Annotated in this window: 12 protein-coding genes; 5 read left to right on the top strand and 7 right to left on the bottom strand. The window is 38.1% G+C overall.

All coding sequences use genetic code 11. The features are described 5' to 3' along the window. Nucleotides 1-91 precede the first annotated feature (91 nt). Both IX38_RS11110 and IX38_RS11105 read right to left on the bottom strand, forming a co-directional pair. Nucleotides 92-457, bottom strand: a complete 366-nt coding sequence (locus tag IX38_RS11110; RefSeq protein ID WP_034704893.1) for a hypothetical protein — start codon at nt 455-457, stop codon at nt 92-94. 20 nt (nt 458-477) lie between these two features. Then, on the bottom strand, nt 478-1617 hold the full coding sequence (locus IX38_RS11105; protein WP_034704890.1) for an acyl-CoA dehydrogenase: 1140 nt from the start codon (nt 1615-1617) through the stop codon (nt 478-480). Nucleotides 1618-1928: 311 nt separating this feature from the next. On the opposite strand from IX38_RS11105, the gene IX38_RS11100 reads away from it, so the two are divergent. Next, nucleotides 1929-3707: an AMP-dependent synthetase/ligase gene (locus IX38_RS11100; RefSeq protein WP_034704889.1), complete on the top strand. Its 1779-nt coding sequence runs from the start codon at nt 1929-1931 to the stop codon at nt 3705-3707. A gap of 102 nt (nt 3708-3809) precedes the next feature. Here IX38_RS11100 and IX38_RS11095 read toward each other — a convergent pair whose 3' ends face one another. Both IX38_RS11095 and IX38_RS11090 read right to left on the bottom strand, forming a co-directional pair. Then, on the bottom strand, nt 3810-4586 hold the full coding sequence (locus tag IX38_RS11095) for a zinc ribbon domain-containing protein (protein WP_034704887.1): 777 nt from the start codon (nt 4584-4586) through the stop codon (nt 3810-3812). 2 nt (nt 4587-4588) lie between these two features. Continuing rightward, entirely contained in the window at nt 4589-5686 is a 1098-nt protein-coding gene (locus IX38_RS11090) for a Nif3-like dinuclear metal center hexameric protein (RefSeq protein WP_034704885.1), read from the bottom strand. A gap of 62 nt (nt 5687-5748) precedes the next feature. Here IX38_RS11090 and IX38_RS11085 point away from each other — a divergent pair, with 62 nt between their 5' ends. Beyond that, entirely contained in the window at nt 5749-6576 is an 828-nt protein-coding gene (locus tag IX38_RS11085) for an ion transporter (RefSeq protein WP_034704883.1), read from the top strand. Between the two features lie 45 nt (nt 6577-6621). After that, complete coding sequence (locus tag IX38_RS22990; protein ID WP_165570727.1) at nt 6622-6780, top strand: hypothetical protein; 159 nt, start codon at nt 6622-6624, stop codon at nt 6778-6780. A gap of 76 nt (nt 6781-6856) precedes the next feature. Here the strand turns inward: IX38_RS22990 and IX38_RS11080 are convergent, their stop codons facing one another. From IX38_RS11080 to dnaE, 3 genes are all read right to left on the bottom strand, one after another. Next, nucleotides 6857-8440, bottom strand: a complete 1584-nt coding sequence (locus IX38_RS11080) for a GEVED domain-containing protein (protein WP_034704881.1) — start codon at nt 8438-8440, stop codon at nt 6857-6859. A gap of 541 nt (nt 8441-8981) precedes the next feature. Further along, the gene (locus IX38_RS11075) at nt 8982-11321 is read right to left on the bottom strand and encodes a T9SS type A sorting domain-containing protein (RefSeq protein WP_084680254.1); all 2340 of its coding nucleotides are present in this window, start codon (nt 11319-11321) and stop codon (nt 8982-8984) included. A 333-nt stretch (nt 11322-11654) separates the two neighbouring features. Continuing rightward, nucleotides 11655-16313 carry a DNA polymerase III subunit alpha gene (dnaE, locus tag IX38_RS11070; RefSeq protein ID WP_034704876.1) on the bottom strand — a complete coding sequence of 1553 codons (4659 nt, stop codon included), beginning with the start codon at nt 16311-16313 and terminating at the stop codon, nt 11655-11657. Between the two features lie 285 nt (nt 16314-16598). On the opposite strand from dnaE, the gene IX38_RS11065 reads away from it, so the two are divergent. Both IX38_RS11065 and IX38_RS11060 read left to right on the top strand, forming a co-directional pair. Continuing rightward, entirely contained in the window at nt 16599-18713 is a 2115-nt protein-coding gene (locus IX38_RS11065; RefSeq protein ID WP_034704874.1) for a S8 family peptidase, read from the top strand. Nucleotides 18714-18787: 74 nt separating this feature from the next. Beyond that, the gene (locus IX38_RS11060; protein WP_034704873.1) at nt 18788-20860 is read left to right on the top strand and encodes an alpha-ketoacid dehydrogenase subunit alpha/beta; all 2073 of its coding nucleotides are present in this window, start codon (nt 18788-18790) and stop codon (nt 20858-20860) included. The last annotated feature ends 59 nt before the right edge of the window (nt 20861-20919 follow it).

Here is a 20919-nt window from a genome sequence, read left to right as displayed (position 1 = left end):
TAAATATTCATAATTCATCACGTATTCAGATTAATTAAGTATATTATAAAAGTGGTTTGTAAAAGAAAGGCTCCCGATCGGGAGCCTTTCGCTATTTCATGTTCACTACTTTGTCTACAATAAACTTTGTGTTGCCTCTCCACGGAAGCGCTCCATTGTATTCTTTGTAATGAAGATCGAAAGTTTTGCCGCTGTTGGTTTCCAGCTGCTTAAAAATTTCAGGATCTTCTACAGAAAACTCAAACTCATAGCTTGTAATGGTTCCTGTCTTTCCTTTTCCAAAACCTTCCTGGATAAGTTTTCCTTCATACGTTTTGAAAACATAGCCTTTTTTCATGGCATAATTCAGATAGCCGGACTTCACCCCTTCCCCAAAGACGAAATAGTATTTATACCATACCGTTACCCCTATCAGAAGAAGGATTACACCGAGGCTGATCCACAAAGTTTTTTTCATAAGCAGTGTTTATATTTAATTTATTTTGCGATGCTTCTGGAGATCACAATTTTCTGGATCTCGGAAGTACCTTCATAGATCTGCGTGATCTTCGCATCTCTCATCATTCTTTCCACGTGGTATTCTTTCACGTATCCGTATCCACCGTGGATCTGAACGGCTTCAATGGTAGTATCCATTGCCACCTGAGAAGCATATAGTTTTGCCATTGCACCGCTTTCAGAAATGTCTTTACCTGCATCTTTCTCGCACGCAGCTTTGAAACATAACATTCTTGCCGCAGTGATCTGGGTAGCCATATCTGCCAGTTTAAATGCAATTACCTGGTGGTTGATGATCTCAGTTTTAAAAGCTTTTCTTGTTTTAGCATATTTCAAAGCCAATTCATAAGCACCTGCAGCAATACCTAAAGCCTGAGAAGCAATACCTATTCTCCCTCCATTCAATACTGCCATTGCAAAATTGAATCCGAACCCGTCTTCTCCGATTCTGTTTTCTTTCGGTATTTTAACGTTATTAAAGATCAAAGAATGCGTATCACTTCCTCTGATTCCCAATTTGTCTTCTTTCACGCCAATATCAAAACCTTCCCATCCTCTTTCAACGATGAAAGCGTTAATTCCTTTATGTTTTTTCTCAGGATCTGTCTGTGCAATTACAATATAATAAGAAGCTGTTCCTCCGTTGGTGATCCAGTTCTTGATACCATTTAAAAGGTAGTAATCTCCTTTGTCTTCTGCGGTTGTTTTTTGGGAAGTAGCATCAGAACCTGCTTCAGGCTCGGATAATGCGAAAGCGCCAATTACCTTTCCGCTAGCAAGAGGAGTAAGGTATTTTACTTTTTGTTCTTCGGAAGCAAATTTTTCAAGACCTGCACATACCAGAGAGTTGTTTACGGACATTACCACAGCTGCGGAAGCATCTATTTTTGCGATCTCTTCCATTGCCAAAACGTAAGAAACGCTATCCATTCCTGCGCCACCGTATTTAGGATCAACCATCATTCCCAAAAGGCCCATTTCACCCATTTTCTTTACTTGCTCTGTAGGAAATTTCTGGTCGCGGTCTCTTTCAATAACTCCAGGTAATAGTTCATTTTGTGCAAAATCTCTTGCAGCCTGCTGAATCATCAGCTGTTCTTCCGATAAATTAAAGTCCATAAAAAATAATAATTAGATAGCCGTAAATTTACACTTTTTAACGAAATCTGAAAATAGAATTGGAAATTAGGAGTAGGTTGCGGATATCAGGAAGTTCAGGGCGGTAAAGACAAAGATAAATGTTAGAATAAAGCTGATGTAAAGGTTGAGATTGAAGTTAAAATTAGCGGGATTGAAGTTTGAGCTGACAGTCCTGAAATCGGCTGTTTATTATGGCTGGCATTCAATTAATTCCCGATTGATGATTTCTGATTACTACAATTAAAAAAAATGCTTATATTTAAAATTCTTTAAAAATTGCTTAAAAAATCATGACAATCAAAAGATTATTCGATATTCCATACTATGCCTTAGATCAATTTCCTAAAACGGATATGTTTGTAACGAAATATCAGGGTGAATGGAAAAAAACTTCAACGCTGGAGTTTATCAGTCAGGGAAATAAAATATCCAGGGGACTTTTGAAACTGGGGATAAAACCCGGAGACAAGATTGCTCTTATCACTACCAATTCCCGCACGGAATGGGCTGTTATGGATTTTGGACTGTCCCAGATCGGTGTAGTTTCCGTTCCCGTTTATCCGAGTATTTCTGCTGAAGATTATGAATTTATATTCAATAATGCTGAAATACAGTATTGCTTTGTATCTGATAAGGAACTGCTTGGCAAAGTGATGAAGGTAAAACACAACATCCCTTCACTACAGGGAATTTTTACTTTCGACAATATCAGCGGAGCTGCCAACTGGAAAGAAATTCTGGATCTTGGTGAGGACGATTCCACCCAGACCGAGGTGGAAGATCTTTCCAATGCCATTAATTCCGAGGATCTGGCTACCATTATTTATACTTCAGGAACCACGGGGAAACCAAAAGGCGTGATGCTTACCCATCACAATATTGTATCCAATGTATTGGGCTCCGTTCCAAGAATCCCCAAGAAAAAAAGCCTGGATTACAAGGATACAAGGGTGTTGAGCTTCCTTCCTATCTGTCATATTTTCGAAAGGATGCTTTTTTATCTTTTCCAGTACAATGGCTTTTCTATTTATTTCGCTGAAAGCATTGATAAAATGGGGGAAAATGTAAAAGAAGTAAAACCCCATTATATGAGTGTTGTGCCCAGACTGGTGGAAAAAGTATATGATAAGATCTACAACACAGGTTCTTCAGCCGGCGGAATAAAATCAAAAATATTCTTCTGGGCTTTAAATTTAATCAGCAAGAAAAAAGAAATCTCCAAACCTTCAGGATTACAGGGAATCATTGCTGATAAACTGGTATTTTCTAAATGGAGAGAAGGACTGGGCGGAGAAATCATCACTTTGGTTTCCGGTTCTGCAGCCTTGTCCACAAGATTAAACCTGATGTTCCAGAATGCCGGAATTCCTATCTTAGAAGGATACGGTTTAACCGAAACTTCACCGGTTATTTCTGTAAACAGTTTTGATAAGATGAAGATCGGTACCGTCGGCAGACCATTGGATAATCTGCAGGTAAAGATCCAGGAAGACGGTGAAATCACGGTAAAAGGCCCCTCTGTTTTCAAAGGGTATTTTAAAGCTGAAGAAATGACGAGAGAAACTTTTACCGAAGATGGCTTTTTCAAAACAGGAGACATCGGGCATATCGACAGTGAAGGATTCCTTCAGATCACTGACCGTAAGAAGGAAATGTTTAAAACATCAGGCGGAAAATACATTGCCCCGCAAACGATTGAAAACCAGGCAAAAGCTTCCAAGTTTATTGAGCAGATTATGGTGGTTGGAGATGGCGAAAAGATGCCGTGTGCACTGGTACAGCCTGACTTTGAGTTTGCTAAAAGCTGGGCAATGAGGAACAATATAAATATAGGTTCCACCCCTGCAGAAATTGCAAAAAGCCCTGAATTGAAAGAAAGAATTGAAAAGGAAATAGAAAGCATCAATGAGCATCTCGGAAACTGGGAAAAGATCAAAAAAATTGAGCTGACCCCTGAAGTATGGGCCATTGATACAGGACTGCTTACTCCTACTTTAAAGCTTAAAAGAAAAGCAATAAAAGAGAAATTTATGGATCTGTACAACAAAATGTACGAACATCACGAATAAAATGCAATAAGCTGTTTCGGAAATGAAGCAGCTTATTTTACTTTTACACAATAAAAAATGTGCTTCATTTCTGAAGCACATTTTTATTATTTTGAATTGCAATTAGAATTTAATTACAGATTTCATTCTTTCGTTTTCTTCCATTACCAATTCGTCATCTACAAGAATTTTTCCGGAGTGCTCATCGATGATGATTTTCTTTCTCTGAGCAATTTCCATCTGCTTCTGAGGAGGAATAGTGAAGAACGACCCTTTCGGTGCTCCTCTTTCCAATCCTACAACAGCCAATCCGTTGGGAGAGCTCCTTCTGATCCTGTTATATGAAGCAAGCAATCTTTCGTCAATTTTGCTGGCATACTCTTTAGACTGCTCTATTAAGTACTCTTCTTCTTTTTTAGTTTCAGATACAAGACCATCCAATTCTTCTTTTTTGAATTTTAAATGGTTTTTCAGGTCACTGATTTTCTCGTTAAGTTCGCTTAACGTTTCATTTTTGTGAGCAATTTTAACTCCGAATTCTTTAATTCTTTTTTCAGCAAGCTGAATTTCCAGATCCTGGAATTCCATTTCTTTTCCTAATGCTTCAAACTCTTTATTGTTTCTTACATTATCCTGCTGAGATTTGTATTTTTCAATTAACGTTTTTGCATGGTTAATCACTTCATGTTTTGTTTTGATCTGGTCATCCTGATCTTTGATCTCTGCATGAAATTTTTCAGCTCTTTTTTCAAGTCCTTCGATCTCAATTTCAAGATCCTCAACTTCAATTGGCAATTCTCCTCTGGTATTTCGGATTTCATCCAATCTTGAATCAATGATCTGCAAATCGTATAAAGCTCTTAATTTTTCTTCAACTGAAATATCGTTGGTTTTTGCCATATTTAAATGAAATAATTTACTGGGTTGGTTTTTTCAATAGATTTTGAAATTGCAAATGTACTAAATTTTTGTGATAAAATTTCAAATAATTGTTGAGTAACGAATTGTTCTGATTCATAATGCCCTATGTCACAGATCAGCATTTTGGATTCTGACAGGAAATAGTCGTGGTATTTGATATCTCCGGTGAGATAAGCATCACATTTCTGAGCCATAGCAGACCTTATTCCTCCGGCTCCGGAGCCACCCAGAACCCCTACTCTTTTTATTTTTTTACGGGTAAAATCAGAATGTTTGATAACTTCCAGACTGAATTTCTCTTTCACCAGCTTTAAAAAATCCTGTTCATCGATTCCTTCCTCAAAATCGCCATACATTCCCAAACCTGAATACTGGTTCTCATTATCCAGCTGGTATATCTGATAAGCCACTTCTTCATAAGGGTGCGCAGCCTTCATTGCTGAAATGATTTTTCCTTTTTTATAGTCTTCAAAAATAACGGAGATCATATCTTCATCCGCATTTTCACGGATATTCCGCTGCCCGGAGAATGGGTTTGAACCTTCAACCGGTCTGAATGTTCCATTTCCGCTCAAAGTAAAACTGCATTCGTCATAAAAGCCTATATTCCCCGCTCCTGCATCAAACAGCGCTTCTTTTACCTTTCCCGAATAATCTTTGGGTACAAAGACGCTCAGCTGTTTCAAATTATTTTTTTTAGGCTGAAGGATTTTCAGATCTTTTAATCCCAGCTGGCTGCATATTTGATGGTTTACCCCAAAGAAATCATTATCAAATGCCGTGTGTATGGCATAAATGGCAATTTTATTTTCAATGGCCTTTAGTACTGCTCTTTCTACATAATTCTTCCCAGTCAGAGATTTTAATCCTGAAAAAATAATGGGATGAAAACATACAACCAGGTTACAGTTTTTCTGAATGGCCTCATCTATAACATTTTCAAGTGCATCATGGCATACCAGTATGCCGCTGACATTTCGGTCCGGAATTCCGCACAGCAGTCCCACGTTGTCAAAATCTTCTGCCTGCTGCAGAGGAATACGGTTTTCTATTTTTGAAATTACTTCGCTTATTGTCATTTTATTCTGTATGTTTGCTACGAAAATAACGATAATTTGTTAATTTTAAAAAACATTAAAAAATGGAAAGAGAACATAATCTTGTTCCCGAAGACAAGCTTTGGAAAAGATTTCTTTACAGGATTATCTACCGGGCCGATACTAAGCTCGGAAAGTTATTTGACATCACATTATTATCTCTGATCCTTATAAGCACCGCCATTATTATGATGGAGAGTGTACCCCAGCTAGACAAAAGGTTCCATTATACATTTCTGATCCTTGAGTGGGTCATTTCTATTTTTTTCACAGCTGAATACTGGATGCGGATCAGTGTTTTAAAGAATAAAAAAAATTACATTTTCAGCTTTTTCGGGATCATCGATTTCCTTGCGCTGGTTCCCTTTTACCTGAGTTTCTTTTTTCCTGTTACAAAATACTTCCTGATATTCAGGATGCTGAGAATGCTGAGGATTTTCAGGATCTTCAATCTACTGGATTTTATGAATGACGGCTACCTCATCGTCCGTGCCTTAAAGAACAGCTCCAGAAAGATCTATATTTTCCTTTTGTTCCTGATTATTTTTTCAGTGATCGTGGGGTCGCTCATGTTTATGGTGGAAGGCGGAAGACCGGGCTTTGAAACTATTCCGCAGGCTATTTACTGGGCTGTGGTTACGGTGACTACAGTTGGTTATGGAGATGTGTCTCCCATCACACCGATGGGTAAATTTTTCGCGGTTATTTTAATGCTTGCAGGTTATTCCATTATCGCAGTCCCTACAGGAATTGTAACGGCAGAGATGCGCAATAAAAGACAGAACCTGGAAAAGATCTGTGAACAGTGCGGGAATGAAGATATAGATGATGATGCCAGATACTGCAAACAGTGTGGCAAGAAATTAGCTTAGTATTTGGTATTGATATTAATCTATTAACCAAATACCATAAAAATCATGGAACCACAAAAGAAAAATAAGCCGAACAGTCTGGTCATTATCCTTTTCTCTTTAATCGTATTAATGATCATTATTTATTTTGTACTTGTAATGTTTTTCCCGACTGTCTTTGAGCATATGAATACAGGTGATATACAGCCCATACCCGATAAGTGATCGTAATAGTAGATAGGTAAATATAAGAAAGACGGCAATATTGCCGTCTTTCTTAGTATAAATGTATTATTTATTCTTATTTTTTGATCGCTTTGATCATCTGTCTGGAACCGTCTTTCATATTTAAAGTAACGAAATACAATCCTTGTTTCAGATCTGCTAAATGAAGAGCAGAAGATGGATTTTCAATAGTTTTCACCAATCGTCCGGAAACATCAGAAATAGAAACCGATTTTACCAGTTCTGCTTTTGAAATATTCAATACATCAGTGAAAGGATTTGGATATGCCTTAATAGTTTCTTTTGCTTTGGAAACTTCAGATGTTGCCAGATTTGCAGATTCTATTTTAAAATTATCAACGAAGAATTCATAATCTTCAGTATCATTTACATCACCTTCGGAAGCATAAAATGCAAAAATTGTATTGGCTCCTGTATAATTTGCTAAATCAAAAGAATACGTTGTAGAAGTATTGGATGGTGCGTTCGATGCATCCCATGTCTGAAGCGCCGTCCATGTAGCTCCTCCGTCACCAGATACTAAGAACTGAATAATATCATCAGATCCCATAGCGGAAGGATCAGTATTGAAATATGCTGTAAGTCCATAGTCAAACTTAACCCTGTATCCTCCTGCTGAAAGATTGAAAGGTACAGTCTTTAGCCAAGCTTTAGTTTGATCATAATAAAGATTTATTTTAGCAGCTTTGTTACCATCCCCGGCATTCAGGAAGTCCCCGTAAAACCATAATTCTCCTGTATCATCAGGCCCTGTGCTAGCATCTCCACCTGAAGCCTGTTCCCAGCAATTTCCCGGGAATGTGGAAAAATCATTGGTATAAGTATTTACAGGTACTACAACCGCACAGTCAGTGGTAAATGATGTTCCCAGAGACCATGCGCTTCTATCAGTGGCACTGCATACAGATCTTACCCATACGTGATAAGTAGTGGCAGAAGTTAGAGATAACGTAGCCGATAAAGCAGATGCTCCTACACTTCCTGTAGCTACAGTAGCACTTGTTGGTAATGTATCCGTTTCAGAATAATAATATTCATAACCTACTCCAACGGTACTGGTGGGAGCTGTCCAGGAGATAGAGGCCGAATTCGCTGTAACACTGCCTGATGATAAATTATTTGGAGCGAGACAGCTTGGAACAGCTCCTACCATTACAGTATAATCATGTACCTCACCATAGCCACCCGTATTATCACAAGGTTGGGGCTGGACTGAATATCGGTCTCCTACTCTCATACGATAAGATCCGGGTGTAACTGTTGATGGGATTGACATCAAGCCATTGGTAAACGCTTCATCCCCGCTGGAAGCTTCAGCTACCAGTTCCGGTGCAGCATCATCAAAGGTTCCGTTATTATCAAAATCAATCCAGATACGTACGTTTTGACTGCCATAATTATGAGTAATGGAGAAAGGGTAAACAACACCTGCATTTACGTCAATAGTCTGAGCAGTATAATCTCCATATCCATCCTGGGAGCAATCTGTATCAAGGTCGCTAAATCCCGCTGACGGAATGGTAAAGCTATCAATCATATCTCCACCGCTGCATCCGTATAAAAATTCAGGTGTACAATAGGTCTGAGCAAACGCACATGTACTGATCATTAATAAATTCGCAAGTAAAAACTTTTTCATATAATATTATTTTACATTTTTAACAAATTTAATGAAAAAAACATAATAATACTTTTTTTAAAAGAAAAATTGACAGCTATAATGTCGTTTCAGTAAAATAATCTGAATTAGGAATAAAGACTAAAAATAAACACATTGATAGACAAAGATTTACCAATCATTCAGTTGATTTTTAAGTTAAACAAAACCGTTTCACTTATAAATAAATAAGCAGTACACAGGAAATATTTAGTATTTCTTTGCTGAATGAAATGACATTGTATCCTACATACCGGAAAATGTTCTTTTCTTACCTTGGCAGTATATAAAATCGGTTTCAAGTATTTTCTTACCCTTAACTCAGGTTAAACCAGATCATCAATACTAATTTTTTAAATTACTTTTATGATTTGGCTGGATCTAATTTTCATATTCAGATTATTCAATACATCCTCTCCCGGACTAAACCGGAGATAGATTTAAACGAAAACAGAATAGCTCTATTTCATAAAAAATAGCAGCCTTTCGGCTGCTATTATACTTAATTATGATCAAATAAGATTTATTTCTTAATTGCTTTGATCGTTTGTTTTGATCCGTCTTTCATGTTTAAAGTTACAAGATACATTCCTTGTTTCAAATCTCCTAACTGAAGAGCTGAAGAAGGGTTATCGATTGTTTTTACAACTCTTCCGGCAAGATCAACAATGGATACTGATTTCACTTTAGAGATATCTGAAATATTTAAGACATCTGCAAAAGGATTCGGATATGCTTTAAGTTCATTTTTAGCTCCCGAAACTTCTGAAGTTGCTAAAAGTGATGCATCGTAAGCAGAGATTTGGAATTTTCCGTCTGTACCTGCTCCTGAAGAATATCTCCAAACGCTTACCAATAAGGTAGCTCCAGGAGTCTGACCTGTTAATGTAACCAATGAGAAGTTACCATCTGCAGAACTATCATCATCACAAGCTACAGCTGTTAATGATCCACATGCTCCACTGAATACATTTATAATTGAATCCGTATAAGTAGAACCTGCAACTGAATTTGTTTCAACTTTCAATGTTCCAGAGGCCGGAACCACTACAGAATACCAAACGTTATTAGTAGCACTTGTCTGGCAAGATTGTGCTGTACCATCAGCAGTGGAACCAACATTTGTAGCCGTAATTGCATTAGCACCGAATGTACCTCCTACCGTTAAAGGAGTCGGGTTTGCACAGTTATCATTTGCCGGTGGCGGCGGAGGTGTTCCAACACAGATATTGAAACTAGTATTGTATCCTGCACCAGAATACGTATATACCCTTATATAATATGTTTGTCCCGGAGTTAAACCACTTACAGTAGCTGTGTTAGGATCTGAACATAAAACACTGGTCTGAGAACCACACACTCCGCTTAATACTTGAAAATACATATCCGAAGCTGAAGTTGTTCCTGTTGAAACTACATTTGATAATGCAACAATATGTGAAGCAGCAGTTGCTACGAAACTATACCAAACATCATCATCAGGATTTCCGTTACAAGGCGTGGCTGCAATAGATAAAGATGCACCTAGTGTATTGCCAGCTGTTGTAGCTCCACAAGCTAGATCCGGATTAACTGTTAAACCAATAGCACCTCCACAATTATCGTTTGCAGGCGGAGCTGTTGCAGTTGTTGTAAATGATCTTACAGTACACGTTCCCGAGTTTGCAGATGCATTATAAGATGTAACAGTATAATAATACATAGTAGATGGAGTCAAAGCAGAAGCAAATGTATATGAAGTTACATTACCCAAATCTATATTATTTAAAACATCTGTACCTCCGGAAGTTGTACCCATAGTAAGTCTATATCCTGTAGCTCCTGAAACCGCTCCCCAAGAAATTGTAGGGATTGTAGAAACTCCCGTTGCAGCAGCAGCAGGTGAACTTACACTTGGACAAGGCATTGCCAAAGTTGTAAATGTATTCTCAGTACAACCCGTAGCCATACCTACAACATTTTTAGGCATCACCGTTACATAATACTGTGTTAAATATGACAATGGTGTTGCAGCAGGAATAACATATGATGTTACGTTTCCTACATCTACTCCGTTCATAATATCGGTTCCACCAGGTGTAGTACCCATGTTGATCACATAACTAGAAGTTAGAGGCGTTGCAGCCCAAGTAATTGTTGGTGTCACAGAAACTCCTGTCGCTGCGTTTGCAGGTGCAGAAATTGTTGTACAAGCAGGAGGTGTTGTCGGAGGCGGTACAGTAGCATCAAACGCAATCACCGGTCTTCTATAATTAGATGAACTAAGTGTAGCCCCAAAAGCTGCTGTTGCACTTACATACTTTGTAGTATTACTATTTGAAGTATTAATACATGGACTGCTGTATTCATACTGCCAATAAATAGTTGACGCCTGAGCAGTAGTTTGTACATACTCTGTATAAACAGCAAGGTTACTTCCTGCGGTGTAAACAAAATTAGCAGAATGCTGGAATTGCTTATATCCTGCAGTACTTCCTGCCGCAGTTTGAGGATTAGAATCATACACAAGAGTGGCAGAAACGGTTTCAGTATCCCAATCCGGAGATCCAGATCCGAAATCTGTAGCAGTCGTGTTTTTTAAATAAATTCTAAAGTTTGCCCCTGCATTTAAGCTTCCTGAAGCTGTTGCTCTTTTAAAGTAAGTTGACGTGATAGTACCATTAGCGATATTATCCAGTTGAGAAGCTGGAATAATAAAAGCCATACGCTGTTTATCATTGGCTGTCGTGTTACTTCTCAATACCGAATACGTCATGTTATCAACATTCGTTGAACACGTATTTACAGTGAAAGTTTGTCCCTGATACAATTGGCAGGTTATCATACCTGTCAAAATTGAAAAGAGTAGAAATAGTTTTTTCATACGTAGTAAAATTAAAATTAGGCAGTAAATGTAGAAAAAATATTCAATTAATATCAAAATTTTTGATAATTTTCTAAATAATAACTAAACAAACAACTAAATACATGCAAATAATCAAACGGTTATTTAATTTTTTTCAACAATTCAACAATTAATGAATTGTATTTAATCAAATGATTTTCAATATTTTAATTCCCCAATCTCAACTTGAGATATTTTTTCATGTGGTACTAAAGATCAATAAAACTAATATTAAACAAATATTAACTTATCATTAATATAAGCAAAAAAGTGGCTCAAAGAGCCACTTCAAATTATCTGTTTTGCAGATATTTAGTTCAAATAAAACTCATATTTATTAAGAAGCTGAATTTCCTTAATCAGATCACCATTCAGATCTACGGAATGTTTCATGGACTGAACTTCAATCTGCGAATCGTCTTCTATATTTTTAATAAAGAATTTAAGCTTCTGATTTCCTTTATTCCGGTCGAGAACCGTTCTGAAAAAGTCAAGATCTTCAGGGCGGACATCCATTACATCCATTACGAGAGATATGCTTTTGGCGAATCTTTCAAAAGCTTCCTGAAGTTCAATCACCTCATTTACGTTCACAAAAACCCTTCCGTCCTTCACCTGTGCAAATTTTATTTTAAAAATAACGAATCTCTGGACTTCCAATTTCTCCTTCAGACGCATATAATCCCTGTCTCCCAGCCTGAAAGAATAGGATCCTGAATAATCCTCCAACGTAACAAAAGCTACTTTTTCACCACTCCTGAATCCGTCCTGTACTCTATACTCCGTGATCAGCCCGGCTACCGTGTATTCTTTACCGCCACCACCATTCTCTCTTTCTTTCTGAACTGTTTTCCAGTCTTTCTTTTTTTCCTCAAAGAGCTCTTCCTGCTTATTGGAAAAAGCCTGCTCTTTGTAGGCATCCACCTCATCCAGATTCAAAAACATAAAATTACCCTTCGGCTCGGCTTTTTTAGTCACTTCTTCTATGATTTCTTCATCTACTATGGACATTTCATCGGAAACAATTTCTATAAGATCCACCGTTTCATCCAGGGAATCTTTCTCTAAAACAGGAACTTCATCGGTAATTGGTTTTTCCTCTTCTTTTTCAAGTACACTTTTTTTGGAAAGCCTGCCCTGCATAAACTGGAACTGATATTTGAATTCATCCAGCGGATGGGCAGACAGATAGAAGCCGATAATTTCCTTTTCTTTATTAAGCTTGTGCATATTAGGCCATTCGGGACACGGCAGCAGTTTAGGCTGCTCAATCTGCACTTCATCTGCAAAATCTGCGAAAAGTGAGTGCTCCATTTCATTTTTGCTTTCCTGGAAGCTCTGCCCGTACCGGATCAATCGTTCAAGATTGGTTTTTCCGGCCATATCAATGTCAAAATACTGACCTCTGTGGTAGGAGCCCAGTTCGTCAAAAGCCCCGGCCAGTACTAAGCTTTCCGCCACTCTTTTATTCATCTGTGAAGGCTGGATTCTTTCAAAGAAATCATAAATATTTTTGAATCTTCCGTTAGCTCTCTCTCTTGTAATAGCTTCACTCGGTCCTTCCCCTATTCCTTTAATGGCTCCAAGGCCAAAACGGATCTGTCCTTTCTCGTTTACCGAGAATTTATACTGGGATTCATTCACATCCGGCCCTAAAACATCTACCCCGATGCTTTTACAGTCTTCCATAAACATGGTAATGGAATCTGTATTGTTAATGTTATTACTCATTACACTCGCCATATATTCAGCCGGATAATTGGCTTTCAGATAAGCGGTATGATAGGCAATCAGTGCATAACAGGTAGAGTGAGACTTGTTAAAGGCATATTCTGCAAAAGCCTTCCAGTCATTCCATATTTTATTTAAACGGTCTTCATCAAGGTTGTTTTTCTTACCTCCTTCAATGAATTTCGGATACATTTTATTCAGAACATCAATCTGCTTTTTACCCATCGCTTTTCTCAGCGTATCGGCTTCACCTTTGGTAAAATTGGCCAGCTTCTGTGACAAAAGCATTACCTGCTCCTGGTAAACGGTAATTCCGTAGGTTTCTTTTAAATATTCCTCAGTTTCAGGTAAGTCGTAAACGATTTCTTCAATTCCATGCTTCCTGTTGATAAAGTTCGGGATATATTTGATAGGACCGGGACGGTAAAGTGCGTTCATGGCAATAAGATCGGCAAAAACGGTAGGTTTAAGCTCTCTCATATATTTCTGCATTCCCGGGCTTTCATACTGGAAAATCCCAATGGTTCTTCCTTCTTTAAACAGCTGATATGTTTTTGTATCATCAAGCGGAATCTCGTCCGGATCAAGATCTATATTATGCCTTTGTTTAACCAGCTTCATCGCATCTTTAATGATCGTCAGGGTACGAAGACCCAGGAAGTCCATTTTCAGAAGTCCTGCACTTTCCGCTACGGAGTTGTCAAACTGGGAAACCAAAATATCGGCATCTTTTGCCGCAATCGTTATCGGAACAAGGTTACTTACATCTTCAGGTGTGATGATTACCCCACAGGCATGAATTCCCGTATTTCTGATACAGCCTTCCATTTTCTTGGCACTTGCCAATACATTGAAGCGCGGATCATCAGGATTGCCCAGAACCATTCTCATTTCATCCACCAGCATCTGCTCTTCAGGCTTCAGCTTATCATATTTAGCTAAAGCTTTGGCAATATTCATTCCCGGACTGGCAGGAATCAGTTTTGCTATATTATTCGTATCCGGAATCGGAAGATCCAACACTCTTCCGGCATCTTTAATGGCCGATTTACCACCTAAAACCGAATAGGTAATGATCTGTGCTACCTGGTTTTGTCCGTATTTTTCAATTACCCATTTAATGATCCTGTCACGTCCTTCATCATCAAAGTCAATATCAATATCGGGCATTGAGACCCTTTCCGGATTCAGGAATCTCTCAAAAAGGAGATCATATTTAATGGGATCAACATTAGTAATTCCTATACAGTAAGCTACTGCAGATCCTGCAGCAGATCCCCTGCCGGGACCAACCCAAACCCCCATATTGCGGGCTTCGTTACAGAAATCCTGTACAATAAGGAAGTAGCCCGGATAACCGGTGTTGGCAATTACATCAAGCTCAAAGTCCAGACGTTCTTTAATTTCTTCTGTGATTTCGGTATATCTTTTTCTTGCCCCTTCATATGTTAAGTGTGTAAGGTAAGCCATCTCTCCTCTTTTTCCTCCGTCCGTAGCATCTTCTGCGTGAATGAATTCTCCCGGAATATCAAATTTAGGAAGGAGAACATCTCTTTTTAAGGTATATGGGCTAAATTTTGCAAGAAATTCGTCGTAGGCTTCAAAAGCATCAGGATAAGCCCTGAATGCTTCTTTGATTTCATCACTGTTTTTAATATAATACTCTCCTGTGGTAAGTCCCCTCCGTTTTCCGAAGCCTTTTCCTACAGGGGTAGCTAATTTCTCTCCATCCTTGATACAGCTAACGATATCCTGGATATTCGCATCATCTTTATGGGTATAGAACGTTTCGTTCTGGGCAAGTATCTTAGTATTGTATTTGTCTGCCAGATACAGTAAAACTTCATTTAAATGCTCTTCCTCGGGCAAGTTATGATTTTGAAGCTGTACATAGAAATCATCTTGGAAAGTATCTTTCCACCATTTGAAGAGTTCCTCTCCTTTTTGTTCCCCGGTATTAAGAATGGCATCCGGGATATCTCCTAAAATCCCGGAGGTCAAAGCAATCAATCCTTCTTTATATTCAGCGATAAGCGCTCTGCTGATCCTTGGAACTCCAAAATAAAACCCTTTTAAAAATCCTATACTCGAAAGTTTAGCCAGATTTTTATAGCCGTTAAAATCCTTTGCCAAAAGGACTACCTGGGTTCTTCTGTCGGGATCATCTTTTGTAAACTGCTTTTGCTCGTACCGGTCTGAAATATAAAATTCACACCCTACAACAGGAATAAGCGGCGCTGAAACAGGTTCCTGTTCCGTAAATTCAGTTGCATTTTCTTCTGCTTCCTGTTTCTTTGCAAGAAATTCCTTATGTTTTTTCGATCTGTCTGAATTGGCAGATTCTACTGCGGAAACAAATTTAAAGGCACCCATCATATTTCCGATATCCACCATTCCTACAGCCGGGAAGTTTTCATCAGAAGCTTTTTTGATCAGATCATTAATACTTGAAGTAGCCATTAATGTAGAAAAAACACTGTGACTGTTAAAATTGAAATATTTCCCAATATCAATTTCATCAATACTTCCAAAATCAGACTGCTTTTTCTTATTATTAAATTCTGCAACCTGTCTTCTGATAACAATATTAAACGGCTTTATCGGGTCCGGATAAAGTGTTTTAAAATAGGCCAGCTGATCTTCGGTAGTCTTCAGTACTTCGGCAGGGATCACGCCTATTCTCATCATTTCAAAGAATACGCGGGCAGTTGCATTTACGTCGGCAGCAGCATTGTGGGCTTCATCAAATTTGTGACCATAAAGTTTTTCGTACAGCTCTTCCAGTTTCGGAGATTTATATCTTCCTCCTCTACCACCACCAAGTTTACAGTAGTCTGTGCCTAAAACCATTGTATCGGCTTTAGGCTTATCCTGAAGATTGTCTTTTAAATTTTTTCTGTAAAATTCTGCTCCTACAATGTTGTAATCGAATTCTACGTTGTGCCCGGATACTACTCTTACCCTGTCTAGAACTTTAGAAAACTCTTCCAAGATCTCTTGTAGGTCCCGTCCTTCTTCATTGGCAATTTTGGTGGTAATTCCGTGAATTCTTGCAGCATTGAAGGGAATATCATATCCTTCAGGCTTTATTATATAATCCTGGTTTTCAATTAAATTACCTTCATCATCATGGACCTGCCATGCAATCTGGACCATTCTTGGCCAGTTATCGGAATCTGAAAGCGGTGCATTGAAATTTTTAGGTAAGCCGGTTGTTTCTGTGTCAAAAATTAAATACATATTAGTTTCTAACTTTTTTAAAAAAGAGAATGTAAAGTTACTTCATTTTTTTTAATAATTGGCACCATAATTCCGTTCTAGCAGTAATAAAAGTTTCATTTTCAGACCTCCTTTTCAGATTCATAAAATAAAAAAACATCCAAAAAATAACTATTTAACCAAAAACAAATAAAAATATATTTAAGTTATAATAAAACAACAAATAATTTATATTACAAACAAGTCAATTTCAATATTTTAATATATATTTGTTGACTTATAAATTTTAATATTTCACTAACCATTATGAAGAAACATTTACTTTTGGTCGGCACTTTGGCAATAACATTATTAAGTGCGCAAAACAATGAGGGATTAAAAAGAGAGTTTGAAAAACAAAACAAGGAGAATGCTGCAAAGTTTGACTCTTATGTTTCAAAGCATTACGGAGCAGACAGATCTTCAGAGACTTTAAAAGAAATTGAAGAACAAAGAAGTAATTTAGCCGGATTTACTCCAAATGGCAAGCCGTACTTTTATCAAAACGAAGATAACAGACAAGTTTTGAATGCTAATGCTGACAACCTCAATACAGCAGGTGGTGTAGTAGGATTAACCAACGCTTATAATGGTGAAGGTATTAAATATACTATTTTTGACGGAGGAAGGATTTACGCTGCTCATCCAGCATTTGATAATGCCGCTGGAAGAATCACAAACAAAGAAGCAGATACTAATATATACAGTGCACACTCAACAGGGGTAGCAAGCTTTATCGGTGGTAGAGGTATCAATGTAAGTGGAGGCGGCCTTAGTGGAAACACAAGAGGAATTGCTATCAATTCTACAATGGATTCTTATAGATTTGCAACCACTACATTACCTGGTAATACTACAACAAGTACTGTATTTCAAAAAATACTTGTTGCCCAGCCTAATTTGTCTAATCACTCATATGGGACCAATCAAGGTTGGGATGTTAAAACTGTAAATGGTGCAAATGCATGGGTTTGGCCAGGTGTTTTTGAAAGCCCTTCTACTTCTATGGATTTGCAGGGGACTTATTTCAGTCAAGATCAAAACTATGATCAGATTGTATATAATAACCCTTCTTATATTATTGTGAAATCTTCTGGTAATTATTTTGGTTACGGACCTGATTATCCAGGAACATCTGCTTTTCCTAAATATTATACCGATGATAATGGTGTCCAAGTTCAGTTTGCTGCAACAGATACACTTCCTACAACAAACTGTAGCAATGGAGCTGATTGTATCGGACCTGGATCTTTAGCCAAAAACATTATCGTTGTTGGAGCTACGGATGTAATTTCTACCAATAACTTTAAATATACTACTGCTTCTGATGTTGTTCATTCTGACTATAGCAGTGCAGGACCAAGAGATGACGGAGGAATCAAACCAGATATTTCAACTACAGGTACTGATGTATTTTCTGCCGCTACAGCAGAAGATACTGTTGGCAGTACATTATATAGCTACGGAAGTGGTACTTCTTATTCCGCGCCAGTAGTAACCGGCGTTATCGGCCTATGGACTCAAATCAACAAAGACCTTTTTTCAAACCAGTTATTAAATGCTGCAAGTGCAAAAACGTTAATGATTCATTCAGCTTCAGAAGCAGGGAATGTAGGTCCAGATCCATGGTTTGGATGGGGATACATCAATGCTAAAAAAGGTGCTGAATTATTAGTAGGAAAAGCTAATAATACTGTTATTTTTAATAACGAAACATTAACCAGCGGTACTCCAAACACAAAGAATATTGTAGCATCAGGCAGTGAGCCTTTAAAAGTTACTATATCATGGATTGATCCTGAATATGTTATTCCTGCCAACCTAACATGGGCACAAGCTTACAACAACAGATCTTCAAGATTGGTGAACGATTTAGATTTAAGGATTATAGATACAACAAACAATACAATCTATTACCCTTGGAAACTGAATGCTACTTCTCCAATGACACCTGCAACAAAGGCAGATAATACAGTAGATAATGTGGAACAAGTGATGATAAATAATCCGGTAGCAGGCAGAACTTACCGAATTGAGATTACCAACAAAGGAACCTTAAAAAACAATGCCGGTGCCAATGCTCCTCAAAACTATTCTATTATAGCTACAGGCCAGACGCAACCTGTTTTAGGAACCAGCGAAACCAATGCATTAAGCGGTATCGCAATAGCACCAACCATTACAAAAGATATAGTAAATATACTGAAAGCCCCTAAAAAGTCTACTTTCGTAATTTATGATCTTTCCGGCAAAAAATTACAGAATGGAGTGATCAACAGTGAGAAAGAATCTATAGATTTATCTGCATACACCAAGGGTATTTACATCATTGAAATAAGAACAGACAAAGATGTTATCTCTAAAAAAGTAATCAAGGAATAATCCCATATTACATAGAATTCATACAAAATACTAACGCTTGTTAGTATTTTGTTTTTTATGTATATTTGCTTCCTATGGAAAATACACTTCACGAAAAGGTTTCTCAGGATATTCTGCTTAAAGCGTACAATCATATGATGCTTGCTAAGGCAATGGCCGATATCTATGAGGAAAACAGAAATATCTGCAAATATGTTCATAGCACTTCAAGAGGTCATGAAGCCATTCAGCTGGCAACAGCCTATCAGTTAAAAAAAGAAGACTGGATATCTCCTTATTACCGTGATGAAAGTATTCTTTTAGGAATAGGTTTTGAGCCGTACCAACTTATGCTGCAGCTGCTGGCAAAAGCGGAAGATCCATTTTCAGGAGGGAGATCTTATTATTCCCATCCTTCAAGCAGAGACGAAAATAAGCCCAAAATTATTCACCAGAGCTCGGCTACAGGAATGCAGACTATTCCTACTACTGGTGTTGCGCAGGGGATAAAATATATTCAGGAATTCAATTTACAGAGCTTCGAGAACAATCCGGTTGTAATCTGCAGCCTTGGAGACAATTCGGTAACGGAAGGTGAAGTAAGTGAAGCTTTACAGTTTGCGGCCCTTCATCAGCTTCCTATCATATTCCTTGTACAGGATAATGAATGGGGAATTTCTGTAACCAAAGAGGAAGCAAGAACATGTGACGCTTACGATTTCGTAGCCGGTTTCACAGGTCTTGGCAGAATGCGTGTGGACGGAACTGATTTCGTGGAAAGTTTCGAAGCCATGAAAAAAGCTGTTGATTTTGTAAGAACCGAAAGAAAACCCCTTGTGGTTTGTGCTAAAACAGTTCTTATCGGCCATCATACATCAGGTGTTCGAAGAGAATTCTACAGAGACGAAGAAGATTTAACCAAACACAGAGCAAAAGATCCGGGTGAGATCCTTAGAAAACACCTTCTTGAATCAGGAGCTGACGAAGATCTTTTAAAGCAGATCACTAAAAAAGCCCGTCTGGAAGCTGAGGAAGCTTTTGAAAGAGCTAAAAATGCAGAAGATCCAAAACCGGAAACAGTGATGAAGCACGTTTTCACCCCTACTCCGATTACTGAGGAAACAGGAACCCGCGAACCAGAAGGTGGCGAAAAAATCGTTATGGTAGATGCTGCCATTCATGCCGTTCAGGAGCTGATGTGGAAACATCCTGAAGCCCTTCTTTACGGACAGGATGTAGGAGAAAGGATCGGGGGAGTTTTCAGGGAGACAGTAACTTTAGGAAAAAAATTCGGGAACAAAAGGGTATTCAATACAGCTATTCAGGAGGCCTATATCATCGGGTCAACCGCGGGAATGAGTGCCGTAGGTTTAAAGCCTATCGTAGAAGTTCAGTTTGCTGATTATATTTATCCGGGAATCAACCAGCTGATCACTGAAATTTCAAAATCAAGTTATTTAAGTCAGGGAAAATTTCCTGTAAGCAATATCATCCGTGTACCAATTGGTGCTTACGGAGGCGGTGGACCTTACCACAGCGGAAGTGTTGAAAGCATTTTAGCCAACATTAAAGGAATCAAGATCGCTTATCCAAGCAATGCTGCCGATTTCAAAGGTTTATTAAAAGCAGCTTATTATGATCCAAACCCTGTGATCATGCTGGAACACAAAGGCCTGTACTGGAGTAAAGTTCCGGGGACTGAAGATGCCAAAACCATTGAGCCGGCAGAAGATTATATCCTTCCTTTAGGAAAAGGTAAAATAGTCATTGAAGCAGATAAAAATGAAACTGAAAAAGGAAGAACTTTATTGGTTGTCACCTATGGAATGGGAGTTTACTGGGCAAAAGAGGCTGTGAAAAATTTCAACGGAAGAGTTGAAGTAATCGACCTTAGAACTATCATTCCTTTAGATGAAGAGCTTGTTTTCGAAAGAGTAAAAGCACATGGAAAATGTATCGTTCTTACAGAAGAACAACTTAACAATTCATTTGCAGAAGCGTTTGCACACCGTATCTCGAAAAACTGCTTCAAATATCTTGATGCCCCTGTAGAAACAATGGGCTCTCTGGATGTTCCGGCAGTTCCTATCAACCTGGTACTGGAAAAAGAAATGCTTCCGAATGCTGAAAAGCTCAGCAAAAAGATCGAAGAAATGCTGCAATATTAATCAGCTATATTAATTATATGAAACCTCTAATTTTTAGAGGTTTTTTTATTACATTTAAT

It is taken from the genome of Chryseobacterium luteum (assembly GCF_000737785.1).
In the GTDB taxonomy this organism is placed as follows: domain Bacteria; phylum Bacteroidota; class Bacteroidia; order Flavobacteriales; family Weeksellaceae; genus Chryseobacterium; species Chryseobacterium luteum.
This window is presented reverse-complemented; position numbering and strand designations above follow the sequence as displayed.

Bases quoted from the DNA above. Each gene is read 5' to 3' on its own strand.
- IX38_RS11110 (WP_034704893.1), bottom strand. From the start codon at position 457: ATGAAAAAAACTTTGTGGATCAGCCTCGGTGTAATCCTTCTTCTGATA.
- IX38_RS11105 (WP_034704890.1), bottom strand. From the start codon at position 1,617: ATGGACTTTAATTTATCGGAAGAACAGCTGATGATTCAGCAGGCTGCA.
- IX38_RS11100 (WP_034704889.1), top strand. From the start codon at position 1,929: ATGACAATCAAAAGATTATTCGATATTCCATACTATGCCTTAGATCAA.
- IX38_RS11095 (WP_034704887.1), bottom strand. From the start codon at position 4,586: ATGGCAAAAACCAACGATATTTCAGTTGAAGAAAAATTAAGAGCTTTA.
- IX38_RS11090 (WP_034704885.1), bottom strand. From the start codon at position 5,686: ATGACAATAAGCGAAGTAATTTCAAAAATAGAAAACCGTATTCCTCTG.
- IX38_RS11085 (WP_034704883.1), top strand. From the start codon at position 5,749: ATGGAAAGAGAACATAATCTTGTTCCCGAAGACAAGCTTTGGAAAAGA.
- IX38_RS22990 (WP_165570727.1), top strand. From the start codon at position 6,622: ATGGAACCACAAAAGAAAAATAAGCCGAACAGTCTGGTCATTATCCTT.
- IX38_RS11080 (WP_034704881.1), bottom strand. From the start codon at position 8,440: ATGAAAAAGTTTTTACTTGCGAATTTATTAATGATCAGTACATGTGCG.
- IX38_RS11075 (WP_084680254.1), bottom strand. From the start codon at position 11,321: ATGAAAAAACTATTTCTACTCTTTTCAATTTTGACAGGTATGATAACC.
- dnaE (WP_034704876.1), bottom strand. From the start codon at position 16,313: ATGTATTTAATTTTTGACACAGAAACAACCGGCTTACCTAAAAATTTC.
- IX38_RS11065 (WP_034704874.1), top strand. From the start codon at position 16,599: ATGAAGAAACATTTACTTTTGGTCGGCACTTTGGCAATAACATTATTA.
- IX38_RS11060 (WP_034704873.1), top strand. From the start codon at position 18,788: ATGGAAAATACACTTCACGAAAAGGTTTCTCAGGATATTCTGCTTAAA.